Below are 17,333 nucleotides of genomic sequence, written 5' to 3' on the forward strand. Positions count from 1 at the left end.
CGTTGTAGTCGATCTGCGCGGTACCCAACGCCACCCGCGCGAACTTCCCCAACACATACGCCTTCTCATTGGTCAACCCACCACCACCGAACACCGCCACCGAATCCGGCCCGTGCTCGACACGCAACCTCGCCAACCGCCCAGCCACGAAATCCAACGCCACATCCCACGACACCGGCCGCAACGGCTCGTCCCGCCGCTCCCGCAACAACGGCGTCGTCAACCGACCCGGCGAGGACAACACCTCAGCCGACGTCCACCCCTTCTGACACAACCCACCCCGGCTGGTCGGGAAGTCCCTCGGCGACACCTCGAGTTCGCGCGACACCGACATCCCGCACTGCAACGCGCAGTACGGGCAGTGTGTCGGCGTCGCCTGCCCGGCGGTGGTGTGGGCCGGCGTCGCCATTGGCGGGACAGCCGGAGCGGCGGCCATCCGCATCTCCTGTCACAGTCGGCTTGGGACTTGTGGTCCAGTGGCTCTCGCACCAGATGGCGAACAGAAAATGCTGCCCCCACACTCGACGAGAGAGCGAAGTGGTTGCCTGTCCGACATTTGTGGCTCGCTACCGAAACACGGCTTCCGGTGACGGTGAGGCCGTGTCGTGCGTCCGCCCGTAACGGTCACGGAAGTTAGCACGGTCCAACGTTGCCGGGCAACGAACGTCAGTCGCCAGTTCCGATGAAGTTCGCCCGCAGTACATGTAAGCACCAGCGGCCCCTGGACCTGCGGCAATCTCGCTGAACTGGGGAAATCCGGCGTCTGCCGCAATGGATGTGGCGGACCGTGATTGATCAGCGAGCCGTCCTCACTCGTTCGTCCTATTGCCGATTCCGGACCCCCATGGCAGCGTTTCGTCCGCCCGTAACAGGCAGGTATGCCGACTTTTGCGGTCGGGCTGTCCCAGGTGCCAGGTGAATGCTTTTCGCGATGGATGCCGGACAGGACAACGGAATCGGGCAATCGAGTGCGCAGCGGGATGGCATGTCAGACACAGATGATCGTGAAGTTGCTCCCGTGCCGCGTCGGTCGGCTCGCGCGCGGGGGACGGGTTCGCTACTCCGACCGCGCACCATCGCCGGCAAGCTGTCCCGAATCCTGGTGGTGTCGCTGGCCATCGTGATCGCGCTGCTCACCGCCACGATCCTGAGCGGGGTGCGCAGCTACCAGGCCGCGTCGGACACCTCCGACGCCGTGTCGGTGACGTTGACCGTGCAGGACCTGATCCACGAGGTCCAACGCGAACGCGGCCTCACCAACGGACTTCTCGCCGGGGACACCAGGTTCCGCGCCGACGTGCAGACGCAGCGCGGCAGGACGGACAACGCGGTGGCCGCGCTCGACCGACTCATCGCGGACCAGAGCGTGCCGGGCGCGGTGGCGGTGCGATCCGCGCTGGACAAGCTCAACGGGCTCGCCGGCGTGCGCGGCGGCGTCGACGCGGGGCACGCCGACCGCGCGGCGACCTTCAAGTACTACACCGACGGCGTCACAGCGTTGAACGTCCTCAACGTCGGCCTCGACCTCGCGCAGGATCCCGAGCTGCGACACGACCTCCAGGCGCTCGGCGCGCTCGGCGACGCGAAGGAGGCGACCGGCCAGGAACGCGGCTTCCTCAACGGTGTCTTCGCCGCCGGCCACTTCGGTCAGGACGAGTTCCTCCGCTTCACCGAGATCCGCGCCAACAAGCAGTCCGCGCTCGGTCAGTACGCGCGCGAGGCGACGGGGGATCAGAAGGCGCGGCTGGACGGCACGCTGCGGTCCACGGCGGCGACCCAGGCGTCGACGTTCGAGGCGACGGCCCTCGGCGGCGCCGACGGGAAGACCCTGGAACGGGTGGATCCGTTGGCCTGGTGGGCCGCGATGACCACGGTCGTCGACCAGTTGCGCACCGTGCAGCAGACCGTCGGCGACGACATCCGGCGCAGGGCGGGCGACCTACAGAGCCAGGCGACCATGGAGCTGCTCGGCTTCGCCTTGCTCGCCGGGCTGGCCGTGCTCGGCGAGGTGTCGCTGGTCATCGGCAGCGCGCGGTCGATCATCCGCCCGCTCGCGTGGTTGTCCAAGGAGGCCAACGACGTTGCCTCGCACCGGCTGCCGGAGGCGGTGGCGAAGCTTCAGCAGTCGCCGGAGCAGGAACCGGAGGCGCCCGCCCCGGTGCTGGTGCCGGCAAGGGCGACCGACGAGATCCGCTCGGTCACCGAGGCGCTCGACCGGGTGCAGAGCACGGCGTTCGCGCTGGCTTCCGAGCAGGCCGTGCTGCGCCGCAACACCACCGAGTCGCTGGCGAACCTCGGCCGCCGCAACCAGAACCTCGTGCGCCGGCAGCTGAACTTCATCAGCGACTTCGAGCGCGAGGAGCTGGATCCCTCGGCGCTGGCGAACCTGTTCGAGCTTGACCATCTCGCGACCCGCATGCGCCGCAACGCGGAGAGCCTGCTGGTGTTGGTCGGGGAGTCCAGCCCGCGCAGGTGGGCGGCCCCGCTGCCGATCACCGACGTGATCAGGGCGGCACTGTCCGAAGTGGAGGACTACCGGCGGGTCGTGTTGCGCCGCATGGACGACGCGTTCATCACCGGGTCCGTGGTGACCGAGGTCGCGCACCTGTTCGCCGAGCTGATCGAGAACGGGCTGTCCTTCTCGCCGCCGGATCTCGAGGTGGAGATCTACGGCAGGCGGATGGGTTCCAGCTATCTGCTGGCGATCATCGACTACGGTGTCGGCATGTCGGCCGACGAGCTCGAGGCCGCGAACAGGAGGCTGAGCGGCGCGGAGAGCTTCCTGGTCGCGCCAACGCGTTTCCTGGGGCACTACGTGGTCGGCCGGCTCGCCAAGCGGCTCGGCGTCGACGTCCGGTTGGCGGAGTCGCCAGCGGCGGGAGTCACCGCCAAGCTGGTGCTGCCTGGCAGCCTGCTCGCGGACCCGTCGGCCGCGGTGCCCAGCGCGGAACCGGGGCAGGGCAAGGCGGAACGCCGGGAGCTCGTCGCGGCGCGGGCCGCGACGGCCCAACCCTCGGCGGTGGTGGACGGCCCGATCGTCGGCGACCTCAGGAGGCCGGTTCGCGTGGACAGAGTCGAGTCGACCGGTTCGCTGCCCGTGACGGACGGCGCGACCGCGCGGCGGCAGAGCCGAGGCGAGGGCGGGTCCGGCGCGGCCAACGGCGCCGCACGCCCGCGCCGGATCCCGCAGGAGCCTGCGGCGAGTTCCGGCCCGGCGCACGGTGAGTCGCCTGGCGCGCAACGCCCCGGCGGCCAGGAGCGCACCCGCAACGGCCTGGTGAAGCGGCAGCCCCGCTCTCGCGCGGGCGCCGAGCCGCAGCCGACCGTCAGCCGGCAGGCCGCGGTGGAGCGGCCGATGGAGGAACGCTCGCCGAGCGAGGTCCGCAACACGCTCGCCGCCTTCCGCAGCGGCCACCAGCGCGGCGAGAGCCAGACGACCGAAGGGGACTCCGGCGACCCGGCGTCCACCGCTCAGCATGCCCGCAGAGTCCGCGAGGAGGGTCCCCGTGACCGTTGATCTCGACACCAATGGCCACACGTTCAACTGGCTGCTGGCCAACTTCGTGCGCAGCACCGACGGCGTGCGGGACGCGGTGGCGGTGTCCTCGGACGGCCTGCTGATCGCGATGTCCGAGGGCTTCGACCGCACCTCGGCCGACCGGTTGGCCGCGCTGGTGTCCGGGATGGCGAGCCTCGGCCGCAGCGCGTCGCGGTCCTACGACTTCGACGGCCTCAAGCTGATCATGATCGAGATGCGGCGGGGTTTCCTGCTGGTGTCGATGATCGCCGACGGGAGCTGCGTCGGTGTGCTGGCCGAGAGCAACTGCGATATCGGCCTGGTCGGCTACCAGATCGCGATGCTGGTCGAGCGTGCGGGCAGCGTGCTGACGCCCGCGCTGATCACCGAGCTACGAGGGTCGCTGCCGGAATGAGCGACGAGCCGCGCCTGCCCGACCCGCGCATGATCCCGGTGTCCCGCGCGCGGTCGTGGTTCGCGCCCTACGACGAGACATCGACGGTCGAGGAGCCGGTGGACGAGACGGTGGACGACGAGACGGGCGAGTCGCCCGACGCGTTCGTCCGGCCGTTCATCGTGACCGGGGGCAGGACGCGGCCGCTGCACGACGGCCTGCGGGTCGACACGCTCGTCGGCGCGCTGCCCTCGGCGCTGTCGGCTCCGCTGGCGTTCGAGGGCCGTAGGATCGTCGAGCTGTGCCAGACCCCGAAGTCGGTCGCGGAGATCGCCGCGGGTGTCGGGGTGCCGCTTGGCGTCGCGCGGGTGCTCATCGCCGATCTCGTCGCCGGAAACCTGTTGACCTTCCGGGAGTCCACCGAGCTTCCGATCAACGTCATCGAGAGGATCAGGGACCTTGTCCGGGCGCTCTGACCACGGCGGGCTGCCGAAGCCGGCCTACCCTTCTGCCGTCAAGATCGTCGTGAGCGGCGGTTTCGGCGTCGGCAAGACCACCTTCATCGGGGCGATCTCCGAGATCGAGCCGCTGACCACCGAGGCGGCGATGACCGAGGCCTCCGTCGGCGTGGACAACACCTCGGAGCTGCCGGACAAGAGCACCACGACGGTGGCGTTCGACTTCGGCAGGATCACGCTGGACAGGTCGCTCGTGCTGTACCTGTTCGGCACGCCGGGGCAGGACCGGTTCGCGTTCCTCTGGGACGACCTCGCGGAGGGCGCGCTCGGCGCGGTGATCCTGGCGGACACCAGGCGGATCGAGGACTGCTATCCGGCGGTGGACTACTTCGAGGAGCGGAACCTGCCGTTCCTGCTCGCGGTGAACCAGTTCGACGGCGCCGACCGGTTCGAGCTGGAGGAGGTGCGCGAGGCGTTGGGCATCGACGAGAACGTGCCGATCGTGGAGTGCGACGCGCGGGGGCGGGAGTCGGTGAAGGAGGCCCTGGTGGCGCTGATCGAACAGGTGTTGCTGCATCGAGTCAGGCGAGGTCAGGTCGACGCGGCCCTACGCTGAGTCATGGCGGTGCCGATGATTCGGTATGCGAGGTTTTCGCTATAGGTGTCAAACTTTCTCGGTGCGACATTGCACCTGGCGCGCGTAGGTAGGTCCACTCAGGGCGACCGAACAGGTGTGCGAGAAATTGCGCCGGCAAAGTCCGGGCGCCTGTGCCGGCGAATTGACCGCCGCGCGGGCCGGGGTGAGTGTGATCAACCAGACACCCCGGCTGGGCTGCTGCATCCGGGTGAACACAAACACTGACTGTGCTGCTTGAGGCGGGTGCCCGACAATCCGCGCGGTAACGGAAACGATCTTCTGCGTGATCGTTGATCGGCAAGGAACTTCCACGGTAGTGGTGAGTTACGAAAACTTGCTCCATTAGTGCGTGGATCTGTGTCACTATTGGGCCGTTCGCGGACGGGAGTCGCGCGGCTGATCACCGAGCGTCACCCGTGTTCCGGTTCGGGGGGAGTCATCCCTGACCAGGTCGTAGGCCAGGGATGCCGCGTGCACCCACGGATACGCAGACACAGTAGGGGGATCACACACCATGAGTACTACTGACGAACGCACTCCAGTCGTTGACCTCAACGAGGAACTTGCCCTGACCGTCGGCGACGACGGTGCCAAGCTTCCCGCCGCCGACGTGTCGGCGAAGGCCTCGGTCAAGTCCGCCGTGCCCGCCGTGTCCTTCAGCGCGGGCGGCGACGGTGACGGCGACAAGACCGACGGCGGCCCGATGCCGGGCGTCTAAAGACGCGAGCTGTCTCAGCGGCGGCGTGGGGCTGCGCTGATCGACTCGTGAGCGCCCGCCGACCGGGTATTCCCCGGCCGGCGGGCGACACTCAAACGCCTTGTGTGCTCTCATAGACGCGTGTCTGCGCCTGTCCGTACCGGAGCGCGGCGCAAGACTCGCGGAACGCTCACTGTTGCGGAGGCGACCGATCAGGCTCGCGAGCTGCATCGACGAGCCCTGCAAGCTGCGTCGTCCGCCAAGCAAGCCGAAGCGATCCGCATCATGCGACGCGCGCTCGGCCTGCTCGACTCGGCGCGCCTTGCTGGAGACAGCGACCTTGCCAGAGACCGCAACCTGGCCGGAGACAGCGACATCGAGTGGCGCCGAATGCGAATTCGCCTGCTGCTGTCGTTGGCGTTGTCAGTGGGCGAGACGGGCAGCATGGCCGACGGTATGGCCGGCCTCAACGTCGCGCGCCAGGAGATCCAGGACCTTCCCGACGGGTTGGTGCGCTCGGAGCTGACGGGGTTTCTCGACCACAACCACGCGGTGTTGGTGGGTCGGGCCGGCCGTCACGAGGAAAGCGTCGCGCTACTCGACTCGGCCATCGAGCACGAGGAACAGTGCCTCGCCGGCGGCACGGACGATCCGGCGAAACTGACCGAGGCACTGATCGCGTCCCTGGTGTGCAGGGGCCTGATGTACTCCTACCTCGGCCGTCCCGGCCCGGCGAGGCCGGACCTCAACAGGGCGACCGCGCTTGCGGTGCAACACAAGCTGCCGATGAGCGCGGCTTTCGCCAGTCACATCCTCGGCAATCTCGAGAAGCGCGTCGGTGACGTTCCCGAGGCGTTGCGCAACTACGACGAAGCCGAGCGGGTCTACAAGGATCTCGCCCCCGGCATGGTGTCCCGGCTCAGGCTGGACCAGGCCGAGGCGCTGCTCATGGCCGGACTCGCCGACGAGGCCGGCAGGCATCTGGACGAAGTGCTTCCCGAGATGTACAAGCAGCGCATCGGCCAGGACCTCGGCGAGGCCGAGTTGTTCCGCGCGGCAGCCGCCCTGCTGGACGGCGAACCTGGCAAGGCGCGACGGATGTCCGCGTCGGCGCGCCGACGGCTGCTCAGGCGAGGCAGCGAGTCATACGCCGCGATCGCCGCGCTGATCGGCCTCCGAGTGGACACCACGCAGGCACTGGTGACGGGCAAGGTGCCGGCATCCCTTCCCGCGAAGGCACTGCGGATCGCCGACCAACTGGCCACGTTGCGGCTGCCCGATGAGGCCGCGCTTGCCCGCCTGTTGGCCGTCCGGATGGAACTGCACCGCAAGCGTCCGGACAAGGCGGACGCCCTCCTCGGTGGTGTGCCGGCGCCGCGCCGCATCACCCCCATCGACCACCGGATGCTGCTGCGCCTGTGCAAGGCCGAACTGGCGGTAGCCCAGGGCGACCAGCGCGCCGCGCTGCGGCAGGCGCGGGCCGGGCTGACCGAGCTGGACCGCGTCCGGGACCGCATGGGCGGGCTGGAGCTGGTCTCCGGCACCGCCCTGCACGGCCGCGAACTCGGCGAACTCGCCGTGCAGCTCGTGCTCGACGGCGGCAGTTCGGCCTCGGACGCGCGCCGCCTGTTCGACTGGCTGGAACGCACCCGCGCGCAGACCTACCGCTACGAACCGGTGTCGGCCACCGAGGACCCGCAGCTGGCCGAGCGGATCGCGGAGATCCGGCACCTCAGCCGCGCGCTCCAGCAGGCGCGCCTCGACGGCGGCCCGACCGCCGAGCTGAACGCCAGGTACATGGTGCGCCAGCGCGAGGCGCGCAGGATGGACTGGCACATCAACCGTTGGGGCCGTTCCCGTTCGGTGGCCAGCATCGCCGAGGTGAGCGGGCGGCTCGCCGGCCATGCGCTGGTCAGCTTCGCCGCCTCGGGGGACTCGATGGTCGCGGTCGTGGTCGTCGAGGGACGCGTGCGGATGGTGCGGCTCGGCTCGGCCACCGAGGCGGCAGAGCAGGCGCGCAGACTGCACGCCGACCTCGACGCGCTCGCGCCTGACCACCTGCCGGAGATGCTGGTGCAGGTCGTGTCGGCCTCCGCGCAGCGCCAGGCCGACCTGCTGGACATCCAGCTGCTGCGGCCGCTTGCCGGGCTGCTCGGCGACCGGGACGTGGTGATCGTGCCGACCGGCGCGCTGTACGCGGTTCCGTGGGGCGTGCTGCCCTCGCTGCGCTCGCGGCCGACCGTCGTCGCGCCGTCGGCGACGGCGTGGCTGGCCGCGACGAACGCGGAGCACGCGGCCGGACCGCGCAACGGCGCCGTCGTGCTGGTGCGCGGCCCCGGCCTGGACGCGGCGGTCGGCGAGATCGACAAGTTGGCCGCACACCACCGAACCGCCGTGCAGCTGCCGGCCGAGAGCGCCACGGTCGAGACGGTGCTCGCCGCGTTGGACGGCGCGGAACTGGCGCACATCGCCGCGCACGGCGCCCACGAGCCGGAGAACGCGCTGTTCTCCCGGCTGGAACTGGTGGACGGCTTCCTGTTCGCGCACGAGACCGCCCGGCTGCGCCGCGCGCCGCGCCAGGTCGTGCTGGCCGCGTGCGAGCTGGCGCTGAACCGGATCCGGCCGGGGGACGAGGCGTTGGGCTTCGCGGGCGCGCTGTTGGCCAGCGGGGCCAACACCGTTGTCGCGGCGACGAGTCGGGTCGGCGACGAACCCGCCGCCGCCGCGATGGACGACTACCACCGCGCTCTGGCGAGCGGCGCGTCCCCGGCCGTCGCGCTCGCCGAGGCTGTGGCGGCCGATCCGCTGCGCCGGCCGTTCGTGGGTCTCGGTTGCGGTGGTGTGTGAGCTGACGGGCGAGCCGGGCGCGTTTCTGGCGCACTGACAGGAGAGACGGCCGTCGCCGTCATCCCCGCGCGCCGAGGGACACCGTGACGTGGCCCTCGGCCGCCTCCTCGACGCGCACCTGCGTCCTGCCTCGGTTGGCCACCTCGATCTGGTATTGCGGCGAGCCGTAGGGTACGTCGCTGACCGAGATGGCGAAGGTGCAGGACACCGACGCGGCCGGGCCCGTCGCCGTGCCCCTGCCGAGGATGCCGCTCGCCACCGGGATTCCCTTGGTGCCGTACACGGTGACCGGTGCGCCCTGGCGGATGTCGCCGTAGCTGCCCTCGCCCTCGCAGGCCTCGCCGGTGGACCTGGCCGAACCGGAGGCGAGGGCCACGCTGCCGGACAGCGTGAAGCAGTCGTCGTCGCCGACCACCGAGATCGTCAGCCAGACGACGACGGCGACCATGGCGACACATCCGATGATCATGCCCCTTTCGCCCACCCTGATGGGGATCGCGGTCGACGCACGGTTCGACCCGGGTAACAGGGGTTGACGCACTGGTGCTCCCTCGATTGCCTCGACGGACGACGCGGCTCTCTCTCCGCATCGACACGAAACCGTTGTCCGTTACGGACTTCCACGCAGCTCAACCGACAAAACCGGGCCCTGGCAGCAACTATGCGATTTCCGCGCGGTCACTTTCGCACTGCGGCCGGTGTTGGTGAGTTTCAAAGCAGGACCACGCAGTCACGGTTCGCCAGATCGGCCAGCCAGTTCGGCCTGCGCAGCTCCCGGTTCCACCTGAGGTCGAGTTTCTCCAGTGCTGGCAGGGAATTCAGGCCGCTCGGCAGGTCCCGCAGCCGGTTGTTGCGCAGATCGAGGTGCGTGAGCCCGGTCAACGTGCCGATGGAGTCCGGCAGTTCGGTCACCGCGTTGTCGCGCAGACTGAGGCGGCTGAGCCTGCCGAGTTCGCCGATCGAGTCGGGCAGCCCGGTGACCCGGTTGGCCCGAAGATCCAGTTCGCGCAACTGGCCAAGCCTGCCGATCGAGTCCGGCAGCGCGGTCAGCGCGTTGTTGCACAGGTGCAGTTCGCGCAGCAGGCCCAGCTCGCCGATCGACGGCGGCAGCTCGGCGATCGCGTTGTCGTACAAGCGAAGTTCGTGCAGGCCGCGCAGATCTCCCAGCTCCTCCGGCAGGCTGACCAACCGGTTGTCGGCGATGTTGAGATAGCCGAGTCGGGACAGCCGGCACAGTGCCGCCGGTACTGAACTGAGCCGGTTGTCGCTCAGGTACAGGTAGCGGTCCAGCCCGGTCAGCTCGGTGATCGCGGAGGGCAGCTCGGTCAACGCGTTGTGGCCGAGGTCGAGGGTGTGCAGGTGGGTGAGGCGGCCGAGCTGCGCGGACACGTCGGTCAGCCGGTTGTCCGCGAGGTTCAGCGAGCGCAGTTCGGTCAGCCGCCACAACGAGTCCGGCAGCTCGGCCAGCTCGTTGCGGTACATGGTCAGGTGCCGCAGCCGGCCGAGCGAACCGATGCTGTCGGGCAGTGCGGTGAGCCGGTTGCCGTCCAGGTCGAGGCTCCTGAGCGCGCCGAGATCGCCCAACCACGGTGGCAGCTCGGTGAGTCCGTGGTCGCGCAGCGACAGTTCGGTGCGGGTGGACGTGTCGGGGTCCGGCATGATCACCCGAAGACCGTACTGGGTGGACGGTGTCGCGCGTCCGGGGTCTGGTCAGTCGCTTCGGTGTCGCCCGAGGCGCAGCGACGACTCCGCTTCCTGCCGGGTCCGCTCCAGCATGTGCGGATAGTGCAGGTCGAAGGCGGGCCGCTCGGAACGGATCCTTGGCAGCTCGGTGAAGTTGTGCCTCGGCGGCGGGCAGGAGGTCGCCCACTCCAGCGAGTTGCCGAAGCCCCACGGGTCGTCCACCTCGACGACGTCGCCGTACCGGTAGCTGCGGAAAACGTTCCAGATAAAAGGAATCACCGACGCGCCGAGCACGAACGAGCCGATCGTGGAGACCGTGTTCAGCAAGGTGAAGCCGTCGGTCGGCAGGTAGTCCGCGTAGCGGCGCGGCATGCCCTGGTTGCCGAGCCAGTGCTGCACCAGGAAGGTCGTGTGGAACCCGACGAAGGTCGTCCAGAAGTGCAGCCTGCCAAGGGGCTCGTTCATCATCCGGCCGGTCATCTTGGGGAACCAGAAGTAGATGCCGGCGTACGTGGCGAACACGATGGTGCCGAACAGCACGTAGTGGAAGTGCGCCACCACGAAGTACGTGTCCGAGACGTGGAAGTCGACGGCGGGCGCGGCAAGCAGCACGCCGGTCAGGCCGCCGAACAGGAACGTGACGAGGAAGCCGATGCTGAACAGCATCGGGGTCTCGAACGTCAGCTGGCCGCGCCACATCGTGCCGATCCAGTTGAAGAACTTGATGCCGGTCGGCACGGCGATCAGGAACGTCATGATCGAGAAGAACGGCAGCAGCACCGCGCCGGTCGCGTACATGTGGTGCGCCCACACGGCGATGGACAGCGCGCCGATCGAGAGCGTGGCGAAGATCAGCCCCTTGTAGCCGAACAGCGGTTTCCGGCTGAACACCGGGAAGATCTCCGAGACGATGCCGAAGAAGGGCAACGCGACGATGTAGACCTCCGGATGGCCGAAGAACCAGAACAGGTGCTGCCAGAGGATCACGCCGCCGTTGGCCGGGTCGAAGGCGTGCGCGCCGAGGTGCCGGTCGGCCTCCATGCCCATCAGCGCCGCGGTGAGAATGGGGAACGCCAACAGGATCAGGATGCTGGTCACCAGGATGTTCCAGGTGAAGATGGGCATCCGGAACATGGTCATGCCTGGCGCGCGCAGGCAGACGATCGTGGTGGTCATGTTGACCGCGCCGAGAATGGTGCCGAGGCCGCTGACGATCAAGCCGGTCGCCCACAGGTCGGCGCCGAGGCCGGGGCTGTGCACCATGTCGTTGAGCGGGGCGTAGGCGAACCAGCCGAAGTCGGCCGCGCCGCCGGGCATCAGGAATCCGGACAGGACGATCAGCCCGCCGAACAGGAACAGCCAGTAGGAGAAGGCGTTCAGCCGGGGGAACGCGACGTCGGGCGAGCCGATCTGAAGCGGCAGAATGTAGTTGGCGAAGCCGAACAGGATCGGCGTCGCGTACAGCAGCAGCATCAGCGTGCCGTGCATGGTGAACAGCTGGTTGTACTGCTCCTGGGACAGGAACTGGAGGCCGGGGCGGGCCAGTTCCGCCCGCATCAGCATCGCCATCGCGCCGCCGACCAGGAAGAAGCCGAACGACGTGACGAGGTAGAGGATCCCGATCTGCTTGGGATCCGTGGTGCGCAACAGCCCGAGCAGCACCGAGCCCTTGGGTCTGCGCCGCGCCGCCCCCGGATGCGGAACGATCGGTGTCGGGGACAGCGTGCTCATCCGACCCTCCTCGCGTCGCCGAGGTGCGGCTCGACCTACCGCGTCAGCCGGCGAACCGCCGCGGGCGGGTCATTGGGCATCCATGGTCCACCTGTCGAGGTGCCGTGGCAACAGAGCCACCCGGCCCCCTTCACTCGATCGGGTGAAGGGGGCCGGGTGTTCAGGGCCGTGCCGAGCGTCGGTGCGGGACGGCGGACGGCTACTCCGCCGACTCGGACAACACCTCGTCGGGCAACGCCTCTACTGACTCGGACAACACCAGGCGCACCGCGAAGTTGCGGTACCCGGCGCGTTCGAACGCCGCCGCCATCGGCAGGTTGGTGGTGTCGGTGTCGGCCGCGATGCGCTCCGCGCCGCCCTCGGCGAGGCTGCGGGTGATCTCGCCGAGCAGGTCATCGACGTAGCCCCGGCCGCGGAACTCGGGCAGCACGCCGAGATAGCCGACCACCGGGCCGCTGCCGTTGGCCGACGGGATGGCCAGTCCGGCGAGCCGGCCGTCCGGTGTGTAAGCGAGCCGCCACCAGTCCCGCTCGCCGGGCATGCTCAGGTAGATCCCCATGTCGTCGCGCGCCTGCCGTTCGGCGTCGATCGTGGCGAGTTCCCGGCGGGTGGCGTGATCCAGGCTGCCCACGGCGATCCGGCGGAACACCGACACCATCACCTCGTCGTCCGGCTCGGCCCGGAACTCCAGCCGATCTGAGGCGGCCGGCACGCCGACCTCGGGTGTCCACTCGAACCGGAGCCGTTCCAGCTCGTCGGTGAGGCCGACGCGTGCGGCGATCTCCCGTCGCCAGTCGACGGCCGCGGCGACGGCCGGGTCCTCGCGCCAGCCGTTGGGCAGGAAGATGTGGAAAGCCGGCAGTTCCGGCACGCCCCGCTCGCGGAAGGCGCGGTGCGCCGCGTCGAGCAGTTCGGCGGCGAGGCCGGCCCGATCGGTGACGGACTCGTGCACGTAGACGCAGTCCAGGGCGCGCGGGTGTTCCTCGTCGGGGAAGCCCCACCAGACGGCGCGGGCCAAGATCCGGTCGCCGTCCTCGGCGATCCAGGTCCTCTCCGGACGGTAGCCGCCGTCGGCGAGGTTGATGCGGTAGCGGTCAGGCTTCGCCCAGCTGATGGGCTCGGTGACGGTGCAGGTGAGAACGCGGTCGAGATCGGACTCGACCGTGGGACGAAACAGCAAGGATTCCTCCGGGGAGTGACACGGAGGCGCGTCCGGCTCGGTCAGTTGGCTGACGCGAGGCGACTCGGAAGCGCCGGGCAGTGAGTGCGGAACATGTCGGTGCCTCCCTTCAACTCGACCAACTCGATGCGGTGGACCATAGGCAGCCCCAAATCGCCCTGTCAAGGGCACTTCGCCCGATCTCGACAAGATCGGGGATTCGGCCTCGGGCGAGTTGGCGGGGCTCGCTGAGATGATCGGCGGACGGCCGTCTGGTGCAGTACGAAAGTAGTGTGTACTAGATCACAATCAGTGGACTACCGTGATCCATTGTGCGAATTGGAATACCGGAGGAGACCCGGCCGACCGAGCGCCGGGTGGCCTGCACACCCGACACCGTCACCATGCTGGTCGGCGCGGGGCTGGACGTGGTGGTGCAGGCCGGCGCCGGGCGGCACGCCTATGCCGCCGACGACGCCTACGAGGCCGCCGGGGCGACCGTGGTCACCGACGATCCGACCGGCGACACCGAGGCCGTCGCGTCAGTGCAGCCGCCCGAGCTCGCGGCGGCGGCCCGGTTGCGCGAGGGCGATGTCACGATCAGCTTCCTGTCCCCGTCAGCCGAACCGGACCTGGTGCGCGTGCTGCGCGATCGCCGCGTCACGTCCTTCAGCCTCGACCTGCTGCCGAGAATCACCAGGGCGCAGGGCATGGACGCGTTGTCCTCGCAGGCACTGGTGGCCGGCTACCGCGCCGCGCTGGTCGCCGCCGAGCGGCTGCCGAGGTTCTTCCCGATGTTCACCACCGCGGCCGGCACGGTCCGGCCGGCCAGGGTCCTGGTGCTCGGCGCCGGTGTCGCCGGACTACAGGCGATCGCCACGGCCCGCAGGCTCGGCGCGGTCGTGGAGGCGTACGACGTCAGGGCCGCGGCCGCCGAGGAGGTCCGCAGCCTCGGCGCGCGGTTCCTCGAACTCGGGCTGGAGACGCAGCAGGGCGCGGGCGGCTACGCGACCGCCCAGTCGGAGGAGTTCCTTGACCGGCAACGGGAACTCATCGGGGAGCACGTCGCCGCGTCGGACGTGGTGATCGCCACCGCGGCCGTGCCGGGTCGGCGGGCTCCCGTGCTAGTCACCAGGGACATGCTCAAGACGATGCCGGCGGGCTCGGTCGTGGTCGACCTCGCGGCCGAGTCCGGCGGCAACTGCGCGGCCTCGGTCGCCGGCGAGGAGACCTGGCACGGCGACGTGCTGGTGTACGGCGCGCGCAACCTGCCAAGCTCGATGCCCATGCACGCCAGCAGGCTCTACGCCCGCAACGTGGCGAACCTGGTGCTGCTGATGACCAAGGACGGCCGGATCGCGCCCGATCTCGGCGACGAGGTGCTGGCGGGTTGCTGCCTCACGCACGACGGCGAGATCCGCCACGCACCGACCAGGGAACTGTTGGGGTGACGCGATGACGAGTTCCGGTGTCGACCTGCTGACGATCTTCGTGCTGGCCGCGTTCGTCGGCTTCGAAGTGGTGTCCAAGGTTTCCACGATCCTGCACACGCCGCTGATGTCGGGCGCCAACGCGATTCACGGCGTGATCCTGGTCGGCGCGATCCTCATCGCCGGTCGCGCGGACTCGGGACTGCAACTAGGGCTCGCCCTCGCCGCGGTGCTGCTGGCGACCGTGAACGTGGTCGGCGGTTTCGTCGTCACCGACCGCATGCTGGAGATGTTCCGGTCGGCCGCGCGCGGTAAGGGCGGTGACCGCTGATGTCGACCTGGGCCCAGTTCGCCTATCTCGTCGCCGCGCTGTGTTTCGTGTTGGCGCTCAAGGGTTTGAGCACTCCGCGCTACGCCAGGGCGGGCAATCTGCTCGGCGCGGCCGGCATGGCGCTCGCCGTGCTGACCGTGCTCGCCGACGGAACACTCCACAATGGACCGGTGATTCTCGGCGTCATCGCGGTCGGCGTGGTGATCGGCGTGCCGGCCGCGCGGGTCGTGAAGATGACCGCGATGCCGCAGATGGTGGCGCTGTTCAACGGGGTCGGCGGCGCGGCGGCCGCGCTGGTCGCGGTCACCGAGTTCCTGGGTTCCGGCGCGCCCAGTTCGGTGCCGTTCCGGCTCGCGACCGTGTTCACGGTGCTGATCGGCTCGGTGAGCTTCACCGGCAGCCTGGTCACCTTCGCCAAGCTCCAGGAGCTGATGACCACCCGTCCGGTGCTGCTGCCGACGGGCCGACAGCTCAGCTCCGGCATCGGGATCGCCGCCGTCGCGCTGTCCGTCGCCGTGCTCGCGACCTCGTCGAACGGCCTGCTGTTCTGCCTGGCGTTGGCCGGACTGGTGCTCGGCGTGCTGTTCGTGCTGCCGGTCGGTGGCGCGGACGTGCCGATCGTCATCTCGCTGCTCAACGCGTTCACCGGGCTGGCCGTGGCGACTTCGGGGTACGTGCTCGGCAACACCCTGCTCATCGTCGCGGGCACGCTGGTCGGCGCGTCCGGCACGCTGCTCACCAGGCTGATGGCGCAGGCGATGGGTCGACCGCTGACCAACATCCTGTTCGGCGCGTTCACCGCGACCGGGCCCGCCGCGGTCGCCGAGGAGGTTCGCAGCGTGCGCGCCGGCACGGTCGAGGACATCGCGATCATGCTCGGCTACGCGCACACCGTCGTCGTGGTGCCGGGCTATGGGCTTGCCGTCGCGCAGGCGCAGCACGCCGTGCGGGAGATGGTGGAACTGCTGGAGTCGCGCGGGGTCACGGTGACCTACGGCATCCACCCGGTCGCCGGCCGGATGCCCGGCCACATGAACGTGTTGTTGGCGGAGGCGGATGTGCCCTACCAGCAGCTCAAGGAGCTCGACGAGGTCAACCCGGAGCTGCCGAGCACCGACGTCGCCCTGGTCGTCGGTGCGAACGACGTGGTCAACCCTGGCGCACGGGACGAGCCGACCAGTCCGATCTTCGGCATGCCGATCTTCGACGTGGACCGCGCGCGAGCCGTGGTGTTCCTCAAGCGCTCCATGCGTCCCGGCTTTGCCGGCGTGGTCAACGAGCTGCTCTACAGCACGAGGACGACGCTGCTGTTCGGCGACGCCAAGGACTCCGTCACCAAGCTGCTGGCCGCGGTGAAACAGCTCTGAGGTGTTCGTCGATCCACCGGCGCGATGCCTCAGGGCTGAGGGCGAGCGCGGTCAGGTGGTCGAAGAGGTGTCGCGCGGTGGCGGTGTCGTCCTGGTTGTCGACGTAGATTTCGCCGCCGACGTGCGGTATGCGCAGCAGGACATCGGTCTCCGGTGCCGGAAAGGTTAGGAGCTGGAAGCTGCCCTTGCGTCCGCCGTGCGGACCGGCCGAGCGGGGCAGGATTTGGATGGTGATGTTCGGCAGGGCGGCCATGGCGAGGATGTGCCGGAGCTGGTCGCGCATGATTCTGTTGTCCGGCAACGGGATTGTCAGGGCGGCTTCGTCGATGATCGCGTGGTAGTGCCGAGGGTTGTGGTCGGTGAGCCGTTGTTGCCGGCGGAGTCGGATGGCGGATTCGTGTGCGTGGTGTGGCCGTCGGGAGGCGGCGAGAATGGCGCGGATGTAGGGCTCGGTCTGGAGTGGTTCGGGGATGAGGCCGAGTTGGTATTCGCGGACTGTGGTGGCGTCGTGTTCGATGCCGGCGAAGTGGGTGCGGGGGAGTCCGTGGGTGCGCCACCAGCCGCGTTGCCGGTTGTGGTCGAGTTGGTGGATGTAGGGCTGCCAGTCGTCGTAGAGGAGGCCGTAGGTGTCGAGGATGGTGGTGAGTTCGTGGTGGGTGGGGGGTTGGCCGCGTTCGATGCGGTTGAGTTTGTCTACGTCGATCTTGGTGCGGAGGGCGGCTTCGGTGGTGTCGATGCGGGCGTGTTCGCGGAGGTTTCGGAGTGAGCGGCCGAACTGGCGTTGTTGGTAGGTGTGTTCCAGCTTCGGGCGTGGTTCGGGTGTCATGAGGTGGATCCGGTGAGTGCGGGGTGGGGTGGCAGGCCTTCCAGGCGGCGCCATTCGCCGTCGCAGCTCCAGCAGGTGGTTTTGTGTGGTTGGTATTCGGGGAAGACGCGGAAGTCGGCGCGGGTGAGGGTGATCCGTTGGCCGCAGAGAGTGTCGATGGTTTCGTCGGGGCGCGGCGGGAGTGGATAGTCGACGAGGCTGATGGCGTGCAGTCGGCCGGCAGCCTCCTGCCATGCGTGGAGGTTGATCATCGGGA

Annotated in this window: 16 protein-coding genes; 9 read left to right on the forward strand and 7 right to left on the reverse strand. The window is 69.1% G+C overall.

The window, feature by feature from the left end:
* Window positions 1–409 (reverse strand): molybdopterin oxidoreductase family protein (locus F0L68_RS07630; RefSeq protein WP_149848838.1); only part of this gene is annotated, 409 nt, incomplete at its 3' end.
* A 609-nt stretch (window positions 410–1,018) separates the two neighbouring features.
* On the opposite strand from F0L68_RS07630, the gene F0L68_RS07635 reads away from it, so the two are divergent.
* The 6 genes from F0L68_RS07635 to F0L68_RS07660 all read left to right on the forward strand — a co-directional run bounded on the left by F0L68_RS07635 (window position 1,019) and on the right by F0L68_RS07660 (window position 8,550).
* On the forward strand, window positions 1,019–3,517 hold the full coding sequence (locus tag F0L68_RS07635) for a sensor histidine kinase (RefSeq protein ID WP_223198580.1): 2,499 nt from the start codon (window positions 1,019–1,021) through the stop codon (window positions 3,515–3,517).
* A complete protein-coding gene (locus F0L68_RS07640) occupies window positions 3,507–3,932 on the forward strand; it encodes a roadblock/LC7 domain-containing protein (protein WP_149848768.1) in 426 nt (141 codons plus the stop codon). Before F0L68_RS07635 ends, F0L68_RS07640 begins: the two co-directional genes overlap by 11 nt.
* A complete protein-coding gene (locus F0L68_RS07645; RefSeq protein WP_149848769.1) occupies window positions 3,929–4,387 on the forward strand; it encodes a DUF742 domain-containing protein in 459 nt (152 codons plus the stop codon). The genes F0L68_RS07640 and F0L68_RS07645 overlap by 4 nt, the downstream gene beginning before the upstream one ends.
* The gene (locus tag F0L68_RS07650; protein WP_149848770.1) at window positions 4,371–4,985 is read left to right on the forward strand and encodes a GTP-binding protein; all 615 of its coding nucleotides are present in this window, start codon (window positions 4,371–4,373) and stop codon (window positions 4,983–4,985) included. Before F0L68_RS07645 ends, F0L68_RS07650 begins: the two co-directional genes overlap by 17 nt.
* A gap of 535 nt (window positions 4,986–5,520) precedes the next feature.
* Entirely contained in the window at window positions 5,521–5,724 is a 204-nt protein-coding gene (locus F0L68_RS07655; protein WP_149848771.1) for a hypothetical protein, read from the forward strand.
* 264 nt (window positions 5,725–5,988) lie between these two features.
* Window positions 5,989–8,550 carry a CHAT domain-containing protein gene (locus F0L68_RS07660; protein WP_149848772.1) on the forward strand — a complete coding sequence of 854 codons (2,562 nt, stop codon included), beginning with the start codon at window positions 5,989–5,991 and terminating at the stop codon, window positions 8,548–8,550.
* Window positions 8,551–8,608: 58 nt separating this feature from the next.
* Here F0L68_RS07660 and F0L68_RS07665 read toward each other — a convergent pair whose 3' ends face one another.
* From F0L68_RS07665 to F0L68_RS07680, 4 genes are all read right to left on the reverse strand, one after another.
* Complete coding sequence (locus F0L68_RS07665; RefSeq protein WP_149848773.1) at window positions 8,609–9,019, reverse strand: hypothetical protein; 411 nt, start codon at window positions 9,017–9,019, stop codon at window positions 8,609–8,611.
* Between the two features lie 242 nt (window positions 9,020–9,261).
* Window positions 9,262–10,209: a leucine-rich repeat domain-containing protein gene (locus F0L68_RS07670; RefSeq protein ID WP_149848839.1), complete on the reverse strand. Its 948-nt coding sequence runs from the start codon at window positions 10,207–10,209 to the stop codon at window positions 9,262–9,264.
* Between the two features lie 51 nt (window positions 10,210–10,260).
* The gene (gene ctaD / locus F0L68_RS07675; RefSeq protein WP_149848774.1) at window positions 10,261–11,964 is read right to left on the reverse strand and encodes an aa3-type cytochrome oxidase subunit I; all 1,704 of its coding nucleotides are present in this window, start codon (window positions 11,962–11,964) and stop codon (window positions 10,261–10,263) included.
* A gap of 199 nt (window positions 11,965–12,163) precedes the next feature.
* A complete protein-coding gene (locus F0L68_RS07680) occupies window positions 12,164–13,144 on the reverse strand; it encodes a GNAT family N-acetyltransferase (protein ID WP_149848775.1) in 981 nt (326 codons plus the stop codon).
* Window positions 13,145–13,455: 311 nt separating this feature from the next.
* Between F0L68_RS07680 and F0L68_RS07685 the strand changes: the two genes are divergently transcribed.
* The 3 genes from F0L68_RS07685 to F0L68_RS07695 are packed head-to-tail and all read left to right on the forward strand — an operon-like array spanning window position 13,456 to window position 16,251.
* The gene (locus tag F0L68_RS07685) at window positions 13,456–14,574 is read left to right on the forward strand and encodes a Re/Si-specific NAD(P)(+) transhydrogenase subunit alpha (RefSeq protein ID WP_149848776.1); all 1,119 of its coding nucleotides are present in this window, start codon (window positions 13,456–13,458) and stop codon (window positions 14,572–14,574) included.
* Window positions 14,575–14,578: 4 nt separating this feature from the next.
* Window positions 14,579–14,884, forward strand: coding sequence for an NAD(P) transhydrogenase subunit alpha part 2 (locus F0L68_RS07690; RefSeq protein WP_149848777.1), 306 nt, complete (start codon window positions 14,579–14,581; stop codon window positions 14,882–14,884).
* Window positions 14,884–16,251 carry an NAD(P)(+) transhydrogenase (Re/Si-specific) subunit beta gene (locus tag F0L68_RS07695; RefSeq protein WP_149848778.1) on the forward strand — a complete coding sequence of 456 codons (1,368 nt, stop codon included), beginning with the start codon at window positions 14,884–14,886 and terminating at the stop codon, window positions 16,249–16,251. The genes F0L68_RS07690 and F0L68_RS07695 overlap by 1 nt, the downstream gene beginning before the upstream one ends.
* Here the strand turns inward: F0L68_RS07695 and F0L68_RS07700 are convergent.
* Together F0L68_RS07700 and F0L68_RS07705 are read right to left on the reverse strand one after the other, a co-directional pair.
* Window positions 16,217–17,077: a helix-turn-helix domain-containing protein gene (locus F0L68_RS07700; protein ID WP_188316446.1), complete on the reverse strand. Its 861-nt coding sequence runs from the start codon at window positions 17,075–17,077 to the stop codon at window positions 16,217–16,219. The two genes, F0L68_RS07695 and F0L68_RS07700, sit on opposite strands and share 35 nt — an antisense overlap.
* Window positions 17,074–17,328 (reverse strand): HC3 family zinc finger protein, encoded by a 255-nt coding sequence (locus tag F0L68_RS07705; protein WP_188316447.1) that lies wholly within the window; start codon window positions 17,326–17,328, stop codon window positions 17,074–17,076. Before F0L68_RS07705 ends, F0L68_RS07700 begins: the two co-directional genes overlap by 4 nt.
* Window positions 17,329–17,333 lie beyond the last annotated feature (5 nt).

The sequence above is a fragment of the Solihabitans fulvus genome, from assembly GCF_008386585.1.
GTDB lineage: Bacteria > Actinomycetota > Actinomycetes > Mycobacteriales > Pseudonocardiaceae > Solihabitans > Solihabitans fulvus.